The 17,870-nt window shown below is 68.9% G+C and carries 17 protein-coding genes; 12 read left to right on the forward strand and 5 right to left on the reverse strand.

Annotated elements, in window-relative coordinates:
• Positions 1 to 60 precede the first annotated feature (60 nt).
• Positions 61 to 1,563 carry a family 4 glycosyl hydrolase gene (locus PY310_RS01045; RefSeq protein ID WP_275212286.1) on the reverse strand — a complete coding sequence of 501 codons (1,503 nt, stop codon included), beginning with the start codon at positions 1,561 to 1,563 and terminating at the stop codon, positions 61 to 63.
• 79 nt (positions 1,564 to 1,642) lie between these two features.
• On the opposite strand from PY310_RS01045, the gene PY310_RS01050 reads away from it, so the two are divergent.
• The 6 genes from PY310_RS01050 (at position 1,643) to PY310_RS01075 (ending at position 6,998) form a co-directional block, all read left to right on the forward strand.
• Positions 1,643 to 2,734, forward strand: coding sequence for a carbohydrate kinase family protein (locus PY310_RS01050; protein ID WP_275212287.1), 1,092 nt, complete (start codon positions 1,643 to 1,645; stop codon positions 2,732 to 2,734).
• A gap of 62 nt (positions 2,735 to 2,796) precedes the next feature.
• Complete coding sequence (gene alr, locus PY310_RS01055) at positions 2,797 to 4,032, forward strand: alanine racemase (RefSeq protein WP_275212288.1); 1,236 nt, start codon at positions 2,797 to 2,799, stop codon at positions 4,030 to 4,032.
• The gene (tsaE, locus tag PY310_RS01060; protein WP_275212289.1) at positions 4,029 to 4,631 is read left to right on the forward strand and encodes a tRNA (adenosine(37)-N6)-threonylcarbamoyltransferase complex ATPase subunit type 1 TsaE; all 603 of its coding nucleotides are present in this window, start codon (positions 4,029 to 4,031) and stop codon (positions 4,629 to 4,631) included. Before alr ends, tsaE begins: the two co-directional genes overlap by 4 nt.
• Positions 4,631 to 5,302, forward strand: a complete 672-nt coding sequence (tsaB, locus tag PY310_RS01065; RefSeq protein WP_275212290.1) for a tRNA (adenosine(37)-N6)-threonylcarbamoyltransferase complex dimerization subunit type 1 TsaB — start codon at positions 4,631 to 4,633, stop codon at positions 5,300 to 5,302. Before tsaE ends, tsaB begins: the two co-directional genes overlap by 1 nt.
• 47 nt (positions 5,303 to 5,349) lie before the next feature.
• Entirely contained in the window at positions 5,350 to 5,829 is a 480-nt protein-coding gene (gene rimI, locus PY310_RS01070; protein WP_342755729.1) for a ribosomal protein S18-alanine N-acetyltransferase, read from the forward strand.
• Positions 5,826 to 6,998, forward strand: coding sequence for a tRNA (adenosine(37)-N6)-threonylcarbamoyltransferase complex transferase subunit TsaD (locus PY310_RS01075; RefSeq protein ID WP_275212292.1), 1,173 nt, complete (start codon positions 5,826 to 5,828; stop codon positions 6,996 to 6,998). The genes rimI and PY310_RS01075 overlap by 4 nt, the downstream gene beginning before the upstream one ends.
• Before the next feature lie 125 nt (positions 6,999 to 7,123).
• Here the strand turns inward: PY310_RS01075 and PY310_RS01080 are convergent, their stop codons facing one another.
• Positions 7,124 to 8,275 carry a glutamate--cysteine ligase gene (locus PY310_RS01080; protein ID WP_275212293.1) on the reverse strand — a complete coding sequence of 384 codons (1,152 nt, stop codon included), beginning with the start codon at positions 8,273 to 8,275 and terminating at the stop codon, positions 7,124 to 7,126.
• Positions 8,276 to 8,631: 356 nt separating this feature from the next.
• Here PY310_RS01080 and PY310_RS01085 point away from each other — a divergent pair, with 356 nt between their 5' ends.
• Together PY310_RS01085 and PY310_RS01090 are read left to right on the forward strand one after the other, a co-directional pair.
• Positions 8,632 to 10,077: a glycoside hydrolase family 3 N-terminal domain-containing protein gene (locus tag PY310_RS01085; protein ID WP_275212484.1), complete on the forward strand. Its 1,446-nt coding sequence runs from the start codon at positions 8,632 to 8,634 to the stop codon at positions 10,075 to 10,077.
• A 106-nt stretch (positions 10,078 to 10,183) separates the two neighbouring features.
• Positions 10,184 to 11,002, forward strand: coding sequence for a shikimate 5-dehydrogenase (locus tag PY310_RS01090; RefSeq protein ID WP_275212294.1), 819 nt, complete (start codon positions 10,184 to 10,186; stop codon positions 11,000 to 11,002).
• A 7-nt stretch (positions 11,003 to 11,009) separates the two neighbouring features.
• Here PY310_RS01090 and PY310_RS01095 read toward each other — a convergent pair whose 3' ends face one another.
• Entirely contained in the window at positions 11,010 to 12,248 is a 1,239-nt protein-coding gene (locus PY310_RS01095) for a THUMP-like domain-containing protein (RefSeq protein WP_275212295.1), read from the reverse strand.
• Between the two features lie 54 nt (positions 12,249 to 12,302).
• Here PY310_RS01095 and PY310_RS01100 point away from each other — a divergent pair, with 54 nt between their 5' ends.
• Positions 12,303 to 12,686: a hypothetical protein gene (locus PY310_RS01100; RefSeq protein WP_275212296.1), complete on the forward strand. Its 384-nt coding sequence runs from the start codon at positions 12,303 to 12,305 to the stop codon at positions 12,684 to 12,686.
• A 32-nt stretch (positions 12,687 to 12,718) separates the two neighbouring features.
• Here the strand turns inward: PY310_RS01100 and PY310_RS01105 are convergent, their stop codons facing one another.
• Complete coding sequence (locus PY310_RS01105) at positions 12,719 to 14,314, reverse strand: S53 family peptidase (protein ID WP_275212297.1); 1,596 nt, start codon at positions 14,312 to 14,314, stop codon at positions 12,719 to 12,721.
• A gap of 169 nt (positions 14,315 to 14,483) precedes the next feature.
• Here PY310_RS01105 and PY310_RS01110 point away from each other — a divergent pair, with 169 nt between their 5' ends.
• The gene (locus PY310_RS01110) at positions 14,484 to 15,011 is read left to right on the forward strand and encodes a phospholipase D-like domain-containing protein (RefSeq protein WP_275212298.1); all 528 of its coding nucleotides are present in this window, start codon (positions 14,484 to 14,486) and stop codon (positions 15,009 to 15,011) included.
• A gap of 34 nt (positions 15,012 to 15,045) precedes the next feature.
• The gene (locus PY310_RS01115; protein ID WP_275212299.1) at positions 15,046 to 16,095 is read left to right on the forward strand and encodes a phospholipase D-like domain-containing protein; all 1,050 of its coding nucleotides are present in this window, start codon (positions 15,046 to 15,048) and stop codon (positions 16,093 to 16,095) included.
• On the opposite strand, the gene PY310_RS01120 is transcribed toward PY310_RS01115, so the two are convergent.
• Entirely contained in the window at positions 16,092 to 17,222 is a 1,131-nt protein-coding gene (locus PY310_RS01120) for an AI-2E family transporter (protein ID WP_275212300.1), read from the reverse strand. The genes PY310_RS01115 and PY310_RS01120 overlap by 4 nt on opposite strands.
• A 293-nt stretch (positions 17,223 to 17,515) precedes the next feature.
• On the opposite strand from PY310_RS01120, the gene groES reads away from it, so the two are divergent.
• Complete coding sequence (gene groES / locus PY310_RS01125) at positions 17,516 to 17,809, forward strand: co-chaperone GroES (RefSeq protein WP_275212301.1); 294 nt, start codon at positions 17,516 to 17,518, stop codon at positions 17,807 to 17,809.
• Positions 17,810 to 17,870 lie beyond the last annotated feature (61 nt).

Raw genomic sequence — 17,870 nt, forward strand, 5'->3', positions numbered from 1 at the left:
GCCCCTCCTTCCCCTTCCGGCGCGGATCCCCGGGCCGGCTCTTGTCCATTCGGTAAAACACTACTCCTGCCGCCAGAGTGCACCCAGCCCGGGGAAGGCGCGCTCGTAGCCCTCCAGCAGCGCCGCCCCGAGCACGGCCGAATCCACCAGCGGATGCCGGCTGAAAGCGTCGACGGCGGCAGCCCGGTCGCCCTGCGTCGCGGCCCGCACCGTGAGCTGCTCCACCCGCTTGACCCGCTGCAGCAGGGCGAGTTGATCATGGCCCGGCGCCGACTGGGGAAGCGGCAGCGCGCCGTCCGGCGTTACCGTGCAGGGGACCTCGACGACGGCGTCCGCGGGCAGTCCCGGGATGGCGGGTTGCGGAGGGGTGCCTGCGGCGGTGGCGGCCTGGGTGTCCGCCTGTGTGTCCGCCTGTGCAGGAGCAGTGGGCAGGGTGTTGGGGGTGTTGAGGATCAGTTGGGTGGCGCGCCCGCCGGAGGCGGTGCCGGGGCCGCCGGACCCGTCAGCGGTGCCGCCAGCCAGCGCGCGCATCACGGCCAGGGCGACCCGTTCGTAGCCGCCGCCGGCGAGGTCGGCTTCGTCGCGCTGCTCACCGTGGGTCCGGGCCTCGGCCAGGTAGCCTTCCTCGCGGGAACGCCGGGCCGCGTCCCACAGCCGGTACGCGTCCGCGCCGGAGGCGGCAAGCCGGGGATACAGTTCGGCCTGCTGGTGGTGGATGGATTCCCCGCGGGTGACGGGCATGGTGCGCATGGCCGCCGCAGCAGCGTCCCGCTGGTAGTAGTAATAGAGGTATTCATTGGGCAGAGCGCCGAGCTCCGCCAGGAACGGCTGGGGAAAGAGCCGGCCTTCCTCAAACGACGCGAGGGCGGCCGGATCGGCCAGCAGCCCGGGTAACAGGTCGCGGCCTCCGGACTCCAGCCGGTACAGCCAGCCGAGGTGGTTCAGCCCGCAGTAGCCCACGCCGTCGAGCCTCCCGTCCGGCAAGGAAACGCCGGCAGCCCGGGCGGCCCGGTGCACCAGGCCGCCCGCGGAATCGCAGATCCCGATGACCTTGCGGCCCAGGACCGGCACGAGGGCTTCGGTGACCATGCCGGCGGGGTTGGTGAAGTTGATGAGCCAGGCGTCCGGGCAGAGGTCCCGCATCTGCCGGGCCAGGTGCAGCATTTCCGGGATGGTCCGCAGGGCGTAGGAGATGCCGCCTGGGCCCGTGGTTTCCTGGCCCATCAGGCCGAGGTCCCGGGCGACGCGTTCGTCCGCAATCCGGCCGGCGGTGCCGCCGGGCCGGATGGCCGCAAACACGAGGTCCGTCCCGCGCAGGGCGTCCGGCAGGGACGTGGTGGTGCGGACGGCAGGAGGCGGCGCACCCGCAGGAGCACCGCCGTCGGACGCTGGCTTGTCAGGCAAGGGCATGGCCCGCAGGACCGCGGCGATGGCACTGAGCCGGGCGGGATCGACGTCGAACAGCACCAGTTCGCTGACCAGCCCCGCGAAGGGGCCCGAAGCCAGCGCCCGGTACACGAGGGGCACGCGGAATCCGCCGCCACCGGCAATCATGAGCCGCATAGTCAGCAGTCTAGGCGGCTTCATCAAACTGCTGCCGTGCCCCTACCGCGGCGCGGCGGCAGGGCGTAGTCTGCCGAACATGGACGCCACACCGGACCGCCGTTTCGATCCTCTTTCGTCCGTACGCAACCAGGCCGACGGAGGCTTCGACCTGATCCTGGCCGGCACAGTTTTCCAGGACATCATCTTCACCGGCCTGCCGCACGCGCCCGAGCCCGGCACCGAAATCTGGAGCGAAGGCATGGGCAGCTGCCCCGGCGGGGTGGCGAACCAGGCCATTGCCGCGGCGAGGCTGGGCCTGAAAACGGGGCTCGCTGCCGCCTTCGGGGACGACGGTTACGGGGACTACAACTGGAAGATCCTGGCCGGGCAGGAGCACGTGGACCTGAGCCTGTCGCGCCGCGTGGCCGGGTGGCATTCGCCGGTCACCGTCTCGCTCAGCGTCGACCATGACCGTTCGCTGGTGACGCACGGCCACCCGGCGCCCGTCACGGCCTCCGAACTGATCGGACAGCCGCCGCCGGCGATCGCCGGCATCGCCGAACTCGGCCTCGAAATCGAACCGTGGGCCAAGGCCGCGCACCAGGCCGGGGTCAAGCTGTTCGGGGATGTGGGCTGGGACCCCAGCGGGGAATGGGCTCCGGTCCGGCTGGAGAACCTGCAGTACTTCCACGCGTTCCTGCCCAACCAGCGCGAGGCGATGGCCTTCACCGGGAAGGACAACCCGTGGTCCGCGCTGTACGCCTTGGCCGACCGGGTGCCCGTGGCGGTGGTGACGCTCGGCGCGCAGGGTGCCATGGCGGTGGACTCCGAAACGGGGGAGGAGGAGTGGGTGCCGTCGCTGCCCGTGACCGCCTTTGACCCCACCGGCGCCGGCGACTGCTTCGACGCGGCGTTCATCATGGGCAGCCTGGCCGGCTGGCCGCTGGGAAACCGGCTCCGGTTCGCGAACCTCTGCGCCTCCCTGGCCGTCCAGGAGGTGGGCGGCTCGCTGGCGGCGCCCGGCTGGGGCGACATCGCCGACTGGTGGAAACGCGCCAACGCCCGGCCGGAACGCCAGAGCAGCCAGTGGCTGCGCCGCTTCGGCTTCCTTGAGGAGATCGTCGCCGACGTCCCGGTGGCGGCGCAGCGCCGGGCCGGTGCCACCATCGCGCACCTCTCGGATGCGTGAGGGCCGACGGCGATGACCGCTCCGGAATTTGCTGCCGGGCCGCTCGCACTAGAATCACTAGGGTGACTTACCCCGCAGCAACCGGTGACTTCAGCGCGTCCTCAGGAAAGGATCCGCTGTACGAGCGGTCCGCCGTAATCGACCTGGACGCCATCCGCCACAATGTCCGCCGGCTGGCCGGCGCGGCTTCACCCGCCAAGGTCATGGCCGTGGTCAAGGCCGACGCCTACGGGCACGGGGCCGTCCCGGTGGCCCGGGCCGCCCTCGAAGCCGGCGCCTCCTGGCTGGGCGTGGCGCACATCTCCGAAGCCCTCGCACTGCGGGCCGCAGGCATCGACGCCCCGCTTCTGGCCTGGCTGCACACCACCGAAAGCAACTTCGCCGCGGCCGTGGCTGCCGGCGTCGATATCGGGTGCTCCGGCTGGGAGCTCGAACGCATCGTCGCAGCCGCCCGCGACCAGGAACGCCCCGCCCGGATCCACCTGAAAGTGGACACGGGCCTGGGCCGGAACGGCGCCACCCTCGCGTCCTGGGACCAGCTGGTGGGCGAGGCCATGGAGTACCAGGACCAGGGGCTCCTGCGGGTGGTGGGCATCTTCTCGCACCTCTCCGTGGCCGATGAGCCCGAGCGGCCCGAAACCGACGAGCAGCTGGCCGCTTTCCGCGAGGTGCTCGCCATAGCCGAAGACGCCGGCGTGGACCCCGAAGTGCGGCACCTGGCCAACACCCCCGCCACCCTGTCCCGCCCGGACACCCACTTCGACCTGGTCCGTGTGGGCCTGGGCATTTACGGGCTGTCCCCCTTTGAAGGCCAGACCTCCGCCGAACTGGGACTCCGGCCCGCCATGACGCTGAGGACGCTGGTTTCCCAGTGCAAGGACGTCCCCGACGGGCAGGGCGTCTCCTACGGCCTGCGCTACCGCACCAGCGGGCCCAGCAGCCTGGCCCTGATCCCGCTTGGCTACGCGGACGGCGTGCCGCGGGTGGCCACCGGCGGCCCCGTCCGGGTGGCCGGGCGGACCTACCCGGTGGTGGGCCGGATCGCGATGGACCAGATGGTGATCGACGTCGGCAACATCGGCGCCGCCGGGGCGGACCTGTTCGGTGCCGAGGCGGTGCTGTTCGGCAACGCGGACGACGACGGACCCACGGCCGACGACTGGGCGGCCGCCGCCGGAACCAACAACTACGAGATCGTGACCCGGATCAGCCCCCGGGTGCCGCGCCGGTTCATCAACGAAAGCCCCGCCGTCGGGGATTCACCCGCTCCGCACTCAGCCCCGAAGGCCACGCCGTGAGCGTGTCCCCGCAAGCAGAGCTTCCCGGCTGGGAGCAGACCCTCAGGGTCACGACGGCGGAGCAGACCCACGCGCTCGGCGCGGCTTTGGGGAAGGTGCTTCAGGCGGGGGACCTGCTGGTGCTGACCGGCGAGCTGGGTGCCGGGAAGACCACGTTTACCCAAGGGCTCGGCGAAGGCCTCGGTGTGCGGGCGGGCATCATTTCGCCCACCTTCGTGCTGGTCCGCATCCATCCCAACCTGCCGGACGGCCCGCGGCCCGGCGGTCCCGACCTGGTGCACGTGGACGCCTACCGGCTGGGGTCGGCGTCGGAAATTGACGACATTGACCTGGAAAACACCATGGACTCGTCCGTGACGGTGGTGGAATGGGGGCGCGGCCGGGTGGAGCACCTGAGCGAGAGCCGGCTGGAAGTGGACCTGCACCGCGCCATCGGACTGGACGCCGTGGGCGCCTCGGAACCCATCCCCGGCCACACCGACATCCTGGACTTTGACACCGAGGACGACGACGAGCCCCGCACCATAGTGCTGCGCGGCTTCGGTCCCCGCTGGAGCACCCGGCCTGTGCTCGGCGGCGACTTTGAAGGGACACCCTGATGCTCATTCTTGCCATCGACACCTCCGCCGTGGCCAGCGCCGCCCTTGTCTCGGACGACGCCCTCGAAGGCGTGGTGGCCAGCTTCGCCACGGAAGACACCCGCAGCCACGCCGAAGTCCTGGCGCCCGGCATTGAGGAGCTGCTGTCCTCGGCCGGCGTCACCGGCCAGGACATTGACGCGATCGTGGTGGGCGTGGGCCCGGGCCCCTTCACCGGCCTGCGCTCCGGGATTGCCACCGCGCGCACCCTTGCGTTTGTCTGGGACCGGCCGCTGTACGGGGTGATGAGCCTCGACGCCGTCGCCCTGGAGGTCGCCGAGTCCACCGATGCCGCGGACGAGTTCCTCGTGGTCACGGACGCCCGGCGCAAAGAGGTCTACTGGGCCCGGTACACCCTCGCGGAAGGGCAGCTGCCCCGGCTGGAAGACGGGCCCCTCGTCAGCTTCGCCGCGGACCTGCCGGACCTGCCTGCGTACGGGGCCGGCGCCGGGCTCTACAGCGATGTCCTCCGCGCTGACCCCGGCTTTAGCAAGGAACAGCCCGACGCCCTCTATCTGGGCCAGTTCGCCCTGGCCCGGCTCGCGTCCGGCGCTGACCTGCTGGACTCCACCCCGCTGTACCTGCGGGAATCCGACGCCCAGGTCCCCGGGCCGCGGAAGCGGGCGCTGTGAGCACGCCCACCAGCGCTTCCGGCGCCGGCGCCGTGGCCTTCCGCGACATGACCCTCGACGACGTCTCCGCCGTTAATGCCCTGGAACAGCGGCTGTTCCCGGCCGATGCCTGGCCGCTGGAGATGTTCCTGGCGGAACTGACCCAGCCCGAAACGCGCCGCTACGTGGTGGCGGAAAGCGGCGGCGCGATTGTGGGCTACGCCGGCCTGATGTGCATCGAGCCCATCGCGGACGTCCAGACCATCGCCGTCGTGCCTGAATTCGAAGGGCGCGGGATCGGTTCGGCCCTCCTGACCCGGTTGATTGATGAGGCCCGCCGGCGCGGGGCGGCCGATGTCCTGCTGGAGGTCCGCGAGGACAATCCGCGGGCGCAGCAGCTGTACGTGCGGTTCGGCTTCGAACAGATCCACATACGCCGCAAGTACTACCGCGACGGCGTGGACGCCCTCATCATGCGGCTGCAGCTGGCCCCCTCGACGGAAGCCCCTACAACGGAAGCCCCTACAACGGAAGCAGGACAGGCATGAACGGCTCGCAGCCCCTGGTGCTGGGCATCGAATCCTCCTGCGACGAAACCGGCGTGGGCATCGTCCGCGGCACCACCCTGCTCACCAACACCGTGTCCTCCTCGATGGACGAGCATGTGCGCTTCGGCGGAGTGATCCCGGAGATCGCCTCGCGCGCCCACCTTGACGCCTTTGTCCCCACGCTGCGCCAGGCGCTCGCCGACGCGGGTGTGACCCTGGAGGATGTGGACGCCATCGCTGTCACGTCCGGCCCCGGGCTCGCCGGTGCGCTGATGGTGGGCGTCTGCGCCGCGAAGGCCCTGGCCCTGGCCACCGGCAAACCGCTCTACGCCATCAATCACCTGGTGGCACATGTGGGCGTCGGGCTGCTGGACGGTGCCAAGACAACCGGGAATGCCAAGATAACCGGGAGCGCCAACCAAGCAGTGCGCGACGGCGGGATCCCGGCTTCCGGGCCGGACGGCGCCGCAGGTGCCCCGCGCCTCCCCGGGAACCTTGGCGCCCTGCTGGTCTCGGGCGGCCACACCGAGATCCTGAAGATCAACAGCATCACGGACGACGTCCAGCTCCTCGGCTCAACCATCGACGACGCCGCCGGCGAGGCCTACGACAAAGTGGCGCGCATCCTGGGCCTGGGTTACCCGGGCGGCCCTGCGATCGACAAGCTGGCCCGCACCGGCAACGCCAAAGCCATCAGGTTCCCGCGGGGGCTCAGCCAGCCCAAGTACATGGGCACCGCCGAGGAACCCGGCCCGCACCGCTACGACTGGTCCTTCAGCGGACTCAAGACCGCCGTCGCGCGCTGCGTGGAGCAGTTCGAGGCCCGCGGCGAGGAGGTCCCGGTGGCGGACATCGCCGCTGCCTTTCAGGAGGCGGTGGTGGATGTGATTACCTCCAAGGCCGTGCTGGCGTGCCGCGAACACGGCATCAAGGATGTCTTGCTGGGCGGGGGAGTGGCGGCCAACTCAAGGCTGCGCGAGCTCACGGGCCAGCGCTGTGCGTCCGCCGGCATCCGGCTTCACGTGCCGCCGCTGGACCTGTGCACGGACAACGGGGCCATGGTGGCGGCCCTGGGTGCGCAGCTGGTGATGGCCGGAATCGGACCGAGCGGCATCCGCTTCGCCCCGGACTCCTCCATGCCGGTCACCGCGGTGTCCCTCCCGGCCTGAGGCAGGTTGGTGTTCGAAGCCAGGGGAACCTTCGCGGGGCACTTTGGGCGTGCCGGCGTCGCACATCACGACGACGGCCGGCGTGTCTGTGTCGAAGTGCCCCGTTTCGGCAGGGCTGAGGCGGGTCAGGCCGTGGGGCCGTTCCGCATCTGCTTCACGAGGTCCAGCACCACGGCCCGCAGGTCCCCGCCGTGCTCGGCGGCGACGCGGCGCTGGCGCTGGTAGCCGGCGCCCCGCTGGATGATCTTCTCGACGTCGGCCAGTTCATCCGGGCAGCCAAGCTTGGCGGCCACCGGCTCGAGCCGGTTCAGGGTTTCCATCAGGTGGTCGGTGACCAGCATCTCATTGCCGGCGGCGTCGAGGATGATGATGGCTTCCATGCCGTAGCGGGCGGCCCGCCACTTGTTTTCCTGGATGTGCCACGGCGGCATGGTGGGGATGGTCCCGCCGTTGTCCAGGGTGGTGGAGAACTCGTCCACGAGGCACTGGGTGAGGGCGGCGATGGCGCCCACTTCCTCCAGCGTGGCCAGGCCGTCGCAGATGCGCATCTCAATGGTGCCCAGGTTCGGGACAGGCCGGATGTCCCAGCGGATTTCGGACAGTGCGTCGATTACGCCGGTGGTGAACATGTCCTGGACGTAGGACTCGTATTCTTCCCAGGAGCGGAACTGGAACGGCAGGCCCGCCGTCGGAAGCTGCTGGAACATCAGGGCGCGGTGGGAGGCGTAGCCGGTGTCCTCACCGCCCCAGAACGGGCTCGACGCCGAGAGCGCCTGGAAATGCGGGAAGTAGTTAACCAGGCCATCCAGCACGGGCAGGGCTTTTTCGCGCCGGTCCAGGCCCACATGGACGTGCACGCCGTAAATGACCATCTGCCGGCCCCACCACTGCGTCCGGTCGATCAGCTTGGCGTAGCGGGCCTTGTCCGTTACCGGCTGCAGCTGCGGCGGGCTGAACGGGTGACTGCCTGCGCAGAAGACCTCAACGCCCATGGGATCGGTGATCTCGCGGACGGCTGCCAGGGACTTGCTGAGGTCCTCCTTGGCTTCGGCGGCGGTCTCGCAGATCCCCGTGACCAGTTCCACCGTGTTCAGCAGCAGTTCCTGCTTGATGTGGGGATGCTCGTCATCTTCGTTCAGTTCGGGATGTTTGGCTGCAACGCCGCGGAGCACCTCGTTAGCCACCGATGCCAGTTCGCCGGTCTGGCCGTTGACCAGGGCCAGCTCCCATTCCACACCAAGAGTTGATTGCTTCGATGAAGCGAAATCAATCTTCAAATGCGTTCCTAACTGTTCGGTTGTCCGTGGCCGCGCGCCGCGTTCAAGTCTAGTGCAGGGGTAGCATCGACCTAATGGCTTTGTTCGTACGGACCCGTGACAGTATTCACAAAACTACCCTCTTCTTCATGGCGGCAGCCGCTGCCGCCGCGCTGGCTGCCTGTGCCGCCGGCCCGGCCGCGGCACCGGAAGTTTCAGGATCCGGCCCGGAGTCCGCTGCAGGGTCCCCTTCCGCCTCGGAACCTCCGACGACGGCACCTCCTTCAGCATCGCCGTCACCTGACCCTCAGCTGGCACCCTTGGGGTGGGGCCCGGAGCAGCGGGACTTTGACGTTGCCGCCGCTGCCGTGGCGGCTATGTCTGTGGAACAGAAGGCCGGGCAGGTGCTGATGCCCCTTTACACGGGGCCTGATCCTGCAGCCCAGGCCGCCACCATTGAACGCCTCCACCTCGCCGGTTCCATCATCATGGGCGACAACGTTCCCCTCGACGCCAACGGCCTGGCAAACCCGGCAGGCATGACCACGGTGAACCAACGCCTCTCACAGGCTGCCCGCGCCGACGGCAGGCCATGGCCCGGGCTCATCGGCGTGGACCAGGAGGGCGGGATCGTGACCCGGCTGGGCGCCCCGCTGACCGAATGGCCCACGCCCATGAGTTACGGCGCCGCGGGCAGCATGCCCCTTGCCAGGGACGCCGGCGCGGCGATGGCTTCCGAGCTCGCGCCGCTGGGGTTCAACCTGGACTTCGCCCCCAGTTCGGACGTCACCATCGGGCCGGCGGATCCCACCATCGGAGCACGGTCCATGTCCGGCAACCCGGAGCAGGCCGGGCAGCTGGCCGTGGCGTTCTCCCAGGGCATGCAGGCAGCCAACGTCCTGCCCGTCATCAAACACTTCCCGGGCCACGGCTCGGTCACCGTGGACTCGCACCAGGCCCTCCCAGTGCAGCCGGCCTCCATCGCCGACCTCGAGGCCCGCGACTGGAAGCCGTTCCGCGCCGCCGTCGCCGCCGGTGTGCCGATCGTCATGACGGGGCACATCGCCGTGCCTGCGCTGGAACCCGGCGTCCCGGCGTCGTTATCAGCACCGACGTACGCGACCCTGCGCGGCATGGGCTTCAAGGGTGTCGCGGTGACGGACGCCCTGAACATGGGCGCCATCCAGAAGCAATATCCCGGCGGTTCCGCTGCTCCGATTGCCTTGGCCGCCGGAGCGGACCTGCTGCTGATGCCCGCCGACGTGGGGCAGGCGCACGCCGCCATTGTGGCTGCCGTGGCCGCCGGACGGGTGCCGGCGGCCAGGCTGGACGAGGCGGCAACGCGGGTGGCCACGATGATGACCTGGCGCGGCCGGACCGCTTCCTCTCCGGGGGCGCTGCCGGGAGCCGGTCCCGGCAGCAGCGGCGACATGTCAGCCCGGGTGTCCGCGGGCGCCATCACCATGGTGTCCGGGCCGTGCGGGGGGCCCGTCGCGCCCGCAGGCGTCCGGATTGCCGGGGGTTCGGACCAGGACCGGGCACGGTTCGCCGCTGCCGCCGCGAAGGCCGGGCTCAGCATCGGCCGGGGCCCCCTGGTCACGCTCATCGGCAACGGGGGACGGCCCGCAGGGGGCGATATTGCCGTGACTCTCGATGCGCCGTGGCCGCTGGCGGGCTCCGCCGCGCCGGTGAAGGTGGCCCTTTACGGCCGGAGCCAGGGCGCCTTCGACGCGCTGGCTGCCGTACTTGCGGGCAACGCGGCCGCCCCCGGGAAGCTGCCTGCCGCCGTCGGAAGCTTCCCGGCAGGCACGGGCTGCCCCTAACCCCAACTAAGTAGCGCCAACTGACGTTTTGGGTGCTCAAAACGACAATTGGCGCTACTTACTTGGGGAACGCGTTTATTACTTGGGGAACGCGTTTAATGGTGACGTGCCCATTCTGAATAAAGACATGACCCTCTGCATCTCGCTCTCGGCCCGTCCCAGCAACAACGGGACCCGGTTCCACAACCACCTTTACGAACAGCTGAACCTGAACTGGATCTACAAGGCTTTCGCCCCCACGGACCTGGCCCAGGCGATCGCCGGCGTCCGCGGCCTGGGGATCCGGGGCTGCGCCGTGTCCATGCCCTACAAGGAGGACGTGATGGCCCTCGTGGACGAGCTGGATCCTTCCGCCAAAGCCATCGACTCGGTCAACACCATCGTGAACACGAACGGCCACCTCAAGGCCTACAACACCGACTACACCGCCATTGAACAGCTGTTGAAAACCAACGCCGTGCCCACGGACTATTCCGTGCTGGTCCAGGGCGCCGGCGGGATGGCCAAGGCCACCGTCGCAGCACTGCGCGACGCCGGATTCACCGACGTCACCGTCATCGCCCGCAATGAAACCACCGGGCGCGCGCTCGCTGAACAGTATGGCTTCCAGTGGCGGGCAGCGCTCGACGGCGGCACGGCGGACGTGATCATTAACGTCACTCCCATCGGTATGGAGGGTGGCCCCGACTCTGGCTCGCTGTCCTTCCCGGAGGAGACCATTGCCGCTGCCAAGGTGGTGTTCGACGTCGTGGCGCTGCCGGCCGAGACGCCGCTGATCAAGGCCGCGCGGGCCGCCGGAAAACGGGTCATCACCGGCGCAGAGGTGGCCACCATCCAGGCGCTTGAGCAGTTTGTGCTTTACACCGGAGTGCGTCCCACCGACGAGCAGGTCCGGGCCGCCGAGGACTTCATGCGCGCCCAGTAGGACAGCCTCAGACGGGCTCCACCGAGATGGCCACCCGGTCCTCGCCGATCCGGGTCAGGACCAGGGTGGCTGTTTTGGCCGCGCCCCTGCCGCCGCCCTTGTGACCGCCCTTGTTGCCGGCGAGCAGCTGCTTCCGTACTTCTTCGGGCGTGACGGACATGCCGCGCTTTTTAATGTCCAGCACCGTGATGCCGTTGTCCCTGACCCAGCCCTTGAGCGCCTTGACGTTGTAGGGCATCACCTCCAGAATCCTGTAGGCGCGGGCGAAGGGTGTGTCCCGCAGGCCGGGGGCGCAGATGTAGGCGATGTGCTCGTCCAGCAGGTGCCCGCCGAGTTCAAGCGCGACGTCGGCCACCAGGCCGGCGCGGATCACCGCACCATCGGGTTCGTACAGGTAGCCCTCTGCCGGACCGACCGGGGCGGTGGGGCCGCCGTCGAAATCCTCGGCGCTGGTGATCTCGGCCGCGCCCTGCGGCCCGAGCAGCAGGGCGGCGCGCCGGACACCGGGCCGGCTCACGGAATTGAACCAGAGGCTCACCTCGGTGACGTCGCCGCCCACGGACACCCACTGTGCCTCGCAGCCGGCGGGGACCGAGTCGTGCGGCATGCCGGGACCCATTTTGACGCCCACCGCACGTCCGGTGGCGGCGAGCGATTCCGCGAAGGACAGCGGCGGCGAGAACGCCTCAGGATCCCAGATCCGCTTGGTCCCCGACGTGGACGTGGTCCGGCGGGCGGGATCCAGCCAGACGCCGTCGATCCCGTCCAAAGAAACAGCGGTGGCGTCGGAATGCACCACCGTGGCGTTGGGAAACGGGATGAGGTTGACCGTGGCGCAGGCGGCCGTGGTCTCGTCCATCTCCACTGCCGTGACCGTGAGGTCCATCGACGCCAGGGCCAGGGCGTCCGCTCCCAGGCCGCAGCCGAGGTCCGCCACGTGGCGGATTCCCGCCTGCGCGAATCGTTCCGCGTGCCGGGCGGCCACGTTGAGGCGGGTTGCCTGTTCAAGGCCGGCCTGCGTGAAGAGCATGCTGCGGGCGAACTCGCCGAACTTGGCCTCTGCCCTGGTGCGCAGCCTGGACTGGGTGAGCACGGCCGAGACGAGTTCGGGGGAGTGCCCGGCCTTGCGGAGGGTCGAATTAAGCTCGAACGCCTCGTCCTCGCGGTACGGACCCAGGGACGCCAACAGCTCCCAACCCTCGCTGGTCAGGAGTGGGGCAATCTGGTCCTGCGGTGCTTGAGACATGGGTTCAAGCCTAGTGGAGGTGGCCAAGCCGCGGTTCCGGCTAGGGTTGAAGCTATGGAAGACAGTGCAGGCACCCAGCCGTCCGGACCACCCAGAAACAACCGCACGGACCTGGTGAAGATTGCCCGCCCCGCCCTGATCGCCGGAGCCGCAATCGCCGTCGTCTGCATCGCCCTGCTGGTGATCATCTTCTTCCTGGACACCTTTAACGCCACCGTCTATTCCGTGGGCGGCAAGGACATCCAGGACGCCACCGACGAAGCCCGGCAGATCCGGGACCTTTACTCCGGGGCCCGCGTGGGCGGCATCATCCTGCTGGTGATTTCGCTGCTCGCTGCCGCGGGCGGCTCCGTTATCCTGTACCTCAACCGGGGCGCCGCTGATGAAGGGGACGACGGCGACGAGGACGTGGACTTCGAGGACCTCGCCGGCCGGTAGGCGGTCCGGCGCCCCGCGAACAACTTGCCCGGTCAGTGGCCGGAAGTGATGGCCGCCAACAGGGCCGTCCCGTCGGGGCTGCCGAGACCGGTGCACGGATCCCAGCCGGAAGCTGCCTGGTAGGTGCCGTTGTTTCCGGAGGTGACGTCACGGAACCCGGCCTTTCGGCTGTAGAGCAGGGGCTGGATCTGCCCGAAGTGCCGGTTGGTTGACTGGGCAAGCAGCGCAATCAGTGCAGCCCAGAGGGGTGCGACGGCGCTCGTTCCGCCGATGACCATGTCCTTGCTTTCCACTCTGACTTTGTAGCCCGTCTGCGGGTCAGCGACACCGCTGACGTCCGGGACCCCGCGGCCATGGCTCCCCGGGGCGGGTTTGGGCGCCGGATTGTGGCGGCGGGTGCGGGCTGCCAGCCCGTTTTGCCAGGCCGGGGCCGGGAAAGTGTCGCTGTAACCACCTCCTGTGGCTGAGTGCGGCCCGTCGTTCCACACGGTTTCGGAGCTGATCGTTCCGGTGGCCGTGTCCGCGTCGAGGCGGGTTCCGCCGCAGGCCAGCGCGTGCGGGCTGGAGGCCGGGAAATCGGCGTGGTCTTTGCCGTCCGTCGCGCCGTCGCTACTTCCGTTGTCCCCGGCCGCAGCTGTGACGGTAACACCAAGGGCTGAAGCGTCGGCCAGGGCCTGGTCAAAGGCTGTCCGGGCCTGCTCGGTCCAGGCATCCTCGCTCTGGCCCCAGCTGATGCTGATCGCCGCCGGCGTCGGGGTGGCATGGGAGGCGTTGATGATGGCGTCCAGGAACCCGGCGTCGGTGTTCGGGGCGAAGTAGACCAGGATGTCCGCCTTCGGGGCCAGCGCGCCGACCACTTCGATGTCGAGCAGCACTTCCCCGTCTGCCCCGGTGGGGTCCTGCCCGGGATGGTTGACGGCTCCGTCGACGCCAACGGCGGTGATGCGGGGTCCGGTGATTCCCAGACCTGCGAAATAGGTGTCCAGGTCATCCTGGCCAAAGCCGCCGCCGAGTTCGATGATGGCCACGCCCTGGCCGCTGCCGTCCGCTCCGGCCGGGAAGTTGTAGATCCGTGCCAGCTCGGGCGGGGTGTAGCTGGTGCGGGCGGCGGTCAGCGGGATGGCGTGGAACTGGGCACGCGCCTGGGGCCGGTCATCAAGGCCCAGCACCGCGGTAACGATTCCCTCCAGTTCCGCCGGGATTGTCAGGCTTCCGGTCCGGTGCCGGTGGGTGACGTCGTGACCGTGGGGGCCACTGCTGGTCACTTCCTCCAGGCTGGTGCCGAAGATACGGCTCAGCAGTTCGACGGTTCCGGCCAGCCGCAACCGGCGGGCGGCAGGGTCGGCGTCGAGGATTTCGGCTCCGAGCCGGGTGAACGTGTCGGTGGCAAGCCGCAGATCCGCGGCGGCGGCTCCATGGCCGGCTGCGAGCTCCCCGCGGGACATCGGTTCGGCAGGCATCTGCGTCAGCGGTTCCCGACGGCGCAGGATCACGGTCACCTCAATCCTGCGGGAAGGATCGGCGGGACCGTGCGCGGCCTGGATCCGTTCGGCGGGCGGACGTTCCGAACCCGGCAAAGGGACGCTGCCGACGGCGGGCCGGGACGTGGTGTTGCTGTGCTCAGACATGAAATAGCTCCGTTCCCAGGAGAGTCATTGTTCAGGGCTTCGTCGGTTTCGGGAGGACATCGTGCGGCCGGATCTCCCGGTCAGTTACGACACTAACGGCAATCCTGCACGGGCATAAGCTACTTTGAAGACCGGACACTAGCGGCATGGCCTGGACGAAGGAGCCTTGATGGACAGCGATTCCGGTACGTGGTTCCTGAGCCGGGCCGAGCGGGGAAACCCGTACTCAGCCGTGCAGGCCGGCGGACCGGCATCGCCGTCCTGGTCGGAGGGCAACCTCGTGCGGCCCCTCATTCACGGGGCCACCTACTTCGCCCGGTTGCATGAGGAACTGACGGCCCTGCAGGCCGGAGACCGTGTGTGGTTTACCGACTGGCGGGGCGACGCCGACGAGCAACTGCTGGCCGGCGGGCCGTCGATCGGCGACCTGCTGGCGCGGCTGGCCCGTGCAGGGGTGGAGGTGCGGGGCCTCGTCTGGCGATCCCACGGCGAACGCGTGTCAGCCCCGATCAGCGGCCGGTCAAACGAGCTTCTGGGCCGTGAAATCAACGACGCCGGCGGCGAGGTGCTGCTGGACCAACGGGTACGGATGTTCGGATCGCACCACCAAAAACTCGTCGTCATCCCACCGCGACAATCCGTCCCGGGACGTCGCGTTCGTGGGCGGCCTGGACCATTCCCACAGCCGCCGGGATGATGCCCGGCATCAGGGAGATCCGCAAGCGGTCAGCATGGACTCGCGGTACGGGAAGCGGCCTCCGTGGCACGATGCCGCCCTCGAACTGCGCGGGCCGGTGGTGGCTGATGTGCTGGAAGTCTTCGCCGAACGGTGGAACGATCCGCACCCCCTGGACCGGCGCACTCCATACCGGATGCTGCTGCAACGCCTGGCCCGTATGCCACGGCATCCCGAGCCGCTCCCGGAGGCTGCACCGCCCCCGCCGCCTGCCGGCCCGCACTCGGTGCAGCTGCTGCGGACCTACGGGGTGAAGCGGCCGCCGTTCCCGTTCGCGCCTTTCGGCGAGCGAAGCATTGCGCGCGCCTATGCGAAAGCGTTCGCCCGCGCCCGTTCGCTGATCTACATCGAGGATCAGCACCTGTGGTCGACGGAGGTGGCAGCGGGCATCGCTGATGCCCTTAAGCGGAACCCCGGGCTGAACGTGATCATCGTGGTGCCGAAGTTCCCGGACTCCGACGGGCGTCTCGGAGGCCCGCCCAGGCGGCTCGGGCAACTGCGGGCCATCGGGATGCTGCGCAGGGCGGCGCCGGGCAGGGTGGGGGTGTTCGACCTGGAGAACAGTGCCGGCACGCCCATTTATGTCCATGCCAAGATCTGCATCATCGATGACATCTGGTTCACTTGCGGATCGGATAACTTCAACCGCCGGTCCTGGACCACCGACAGCGAACTGACCTGCGCCGTGCTCGACACAACGGCGGACAGCCGGGACTTTTCCGGGACCGGCGCCGGCCAGCAGACGGAGCTGCCCCTGGCCCGGTCGCTCCGGCTTGAGCTCTGGGCGGAACACCTGGGCCGGGACCAGGACGATCCGGAACTCCAGGACCCGGCGTCCGCTCTCAGGCTCTGGGATGCCGCCGCCGACGCCCTTGATCAATGGCACCGGGCCGGCCGCCGCGGGCCCCGTCCGGCCGGGCAGGTGCGCCGTCATACTCCGGAGCCGGTCTCTCCCCGTCAGCGCCGCTGGGCGCTCCCGATCAACCGGTTCATCGTTGATCCGGACGGCCGCCCGCGCCGGCTGCGCGGTACCACCGAGTTCTAGTCCTGCTCCTGGCCTGTGGCCCGGTTCCCCGCCAGCGTCCGGTAGATGGTCCAGCCGACGGCGGTGAGCGGCACCGCGAGCAAGGCGCCGATGACGCCGGCCAGGGTTGCCCCTGCCGCCAGGGCAAGAATGATCACCAGCCCGTGGATCCGCAGCACCCTGCCCATGAAGAACGGCTGCAGGATGTGGTGTTCGAACTGGTTGGCCACCACCAGGATGATCAGCACCAGCAGCGCAGGCACGGGGCCGTTTTCCACCAGGGCCACGAGGACCGCCAGGCTGCCGGCTGCGGTGGCCCCGATGATGGGCACAAACCCGCCGAGGAAGACCACCGCCGCCAGGGGCAGTGCCAGGGGAACGCGCAGGATCAGCAATCCCGCCAGGACCATGACGGCATCGATCGCGGCGATGATCAAGGTTCCACGCACATACCCGCCCAGCACCAGGAGGCTGCGTTCGGCAGCCAGGTGCGCGGTGCCGCGGCGGGCGGCCGGAAGGAACCCGATAAGGAAGTTCCGGATCCTCTCTCCGTCCTTGAGGAAAAAGAACAGGATCACGGCTGTGAGGACGGTGCCGGCGGCTATCTCCCCGGCCGTCCTCAGGCCCGTGAGGGCATCGGCTCCCAGGCTTCCGCCGGAGAGGAACTTCTGGAATTCACTCTGGGCAGCATTGATCTGGTCCCTGGAGAAGGGCAGCGGGCCGGTGGTGATGGTCTTCTGGAGCTCCGCGATGCCCGCTTCGGCGCGGACGGCAAGAGCGCTGGACTGCTGCCGGACCAGAGTCACGATTCCCCCGATCACTCCGGCTGCGACGGCGAGGATCACCAGGAACGAGGAGAGGACGGCCAGGGCACGCGGCCAGCCGTGGCCTGCGAGCCAGCGGACCACGGGTGCCATGGCAGACGCCAGGATCAGGGCTATCAGAACAGGAGTGGTGACCAGCGGGACGCGGGTTGCGGCCGCGACCGCAGCCCAGGCCACCGCGCCCACGGCCAGTACCTGGATGGAGCGGACCGCGGCCCTGCCCAGGCTGTCCGTCCAGAGCAGGGCCATCCTGGACGGGAATGATGCTGGCGGCAGCGGTGACGGAGCGCCGTCGGATGGGCTGGGGGTGCTGTTACTGTCCATCAGGCCATTATCCGAACCTGGGCCGCCATCACGTAGGACGGTCGGTGCGGGTCTGCGGGACCGGGTGTGGATTGAAAGCGTCGAACTTGTCCACCGAGGACGTAATTCTGGCACTCGCCTTGACCGAGTGCTAACGAATACATAGAGTCGTCATTAGCACTCTCCCTAGGAGGGTGCTAACACATGAAGAGCGGCCCGCCAGGCTGCTGCCGGCACCGCGACGACGGTTTGCCAGCCACGGCGAAGCAGCTCAACTGTCCATGAATTTTGCTGACGTAGAAGGAGAGGTCCGAGTGTCGGTCTCTATTAAGCCTCTTGAGGATCGTATTGTTGTCCGCCCGCTCGAAGCCGAGCAGACCACGGCTTCCGGCCTGGTTATCCCGGACTCCGCACAGGAGAAGCCGCAGGAGGGTGAAGTTGTTGCAGTAGGCCCCGGCCGCTTCGAAGACGGCCACCGCGTTCCGGTGGACGTTGCTGTTGGCGACGTTGTTATCTACTCCAAGTACGGTGGAACCGAAGTCAAGACCGGCGGCACCGAGTACCTCGTGCTCTCCGCCCGCGACGTTCTGGCGATCGTCGTAAAGTAACTCTTTTGGATCCCCGTGCCGCTGACCATGCATTCCGCTGGTCAGCTGCACGGGGTTCTGT

It is taken from the genome of Pseudarthrobacter naphthalenicus, from assembly GCF_029076445.1.
Taxonomy (GTDB): Bacteria; Actinomycetota; Actinomycetes; order Actinomycetales; family Micrococcaceae; genus Arthrobacter; species Arthrobacter naphthalenicus.

What these genes read in the sequence shown, in the direction of transcription:
- PY310_RS01045 (WP_275212286.1), bottom strand. Translation starts at nt 1,563, where the DNA reads ATGCGGCTCATGATTGCCGGTGGCGGCGGATTCCGCGTGCCCCTCGTG.
- PY310_RS01050 (WP_275212287.1), top strand. Translation starts at nt 1,643, where the DNA reads ATGGACGCCACACCGGACCGCCGTTTCGATCCTCTTTCGTCCGTACGC.
- tsaB (WP_275212290.1), top strand. Translation starts at nt 4,631, where the DNA reads ATGCTCATTCTTGCCATCGACACCTCCGCCGTGGCCAGCGCCGCCCTT.
- rimI (WP_342755729.1), top strand. Translation starts at nt 5,350, where the DNA reads ATGACCCTCGACGACGTCTCCGCCGTTAATGCCCTGGAACAGCGGCTG.
- PY310_RS01075 (WP_275212292.1), top strand. Translation starts at nt 5,826, where the DNA reads ATGAACGGCTCGCAGCCCCTGGTGCTGGGCATCGAATCCTCCTGCGAC.
- PY310_RS01085 (WP_275212484.1), top strand. Translation starts at nt 8,632, where the DNA reads ATGTCTGTGGAACAGAAGGCCGGGCAGGTGCTGATGCCCCTTTACACG.
- PY310_RS01095 (WP_275212295.1), bottom strand. Translation starts at nt 12,248, where the DNA reads ATGTCTCAAGCACCGCAGGACCAGATTGCCCCACTCCTGACCAGCGAG.
- PY310_RS01100 (WP_275212296.1), top strand. Translation starts at nt 12,303, where the DNA reads ATGGAAGACAGTGCAGGCACCCAGCCGTCCGGACCACCCAGAAACAAC.
- PY310_RS01105 (WP_275212297.1), bottom strand. Translation starts at nt 14,314, where the DNA reads ATGTCTGAGCACAGCAACACCACGTCCCGGCCCGCCGTCGGCAGCGTC.
- PY310_RS01110 (WP_275212298.1), top strand. Translation starts at nt 14,484, where the DNA reads ATGGACAGCGATTCCGGTACGTGGTTCCTGAGCCGGGCCGAGCGGGGA.
- PY310_RS01115 (WP_275212299.1), top strand. Translation starts at nt 15,046, where the DNA reads ATGGACTCGCGGTACGGGAAGCGGCCTCCGTGGCACGATGCCGCCCTC.
- PY310_RS01120 (WP_275212300.1), bottom strand. Translation starts at nt 17,222, where the DNA reads ATGGACAGTAACAGCACCCCCAGCCCATCCGACGGCGCTCCGTCACCG.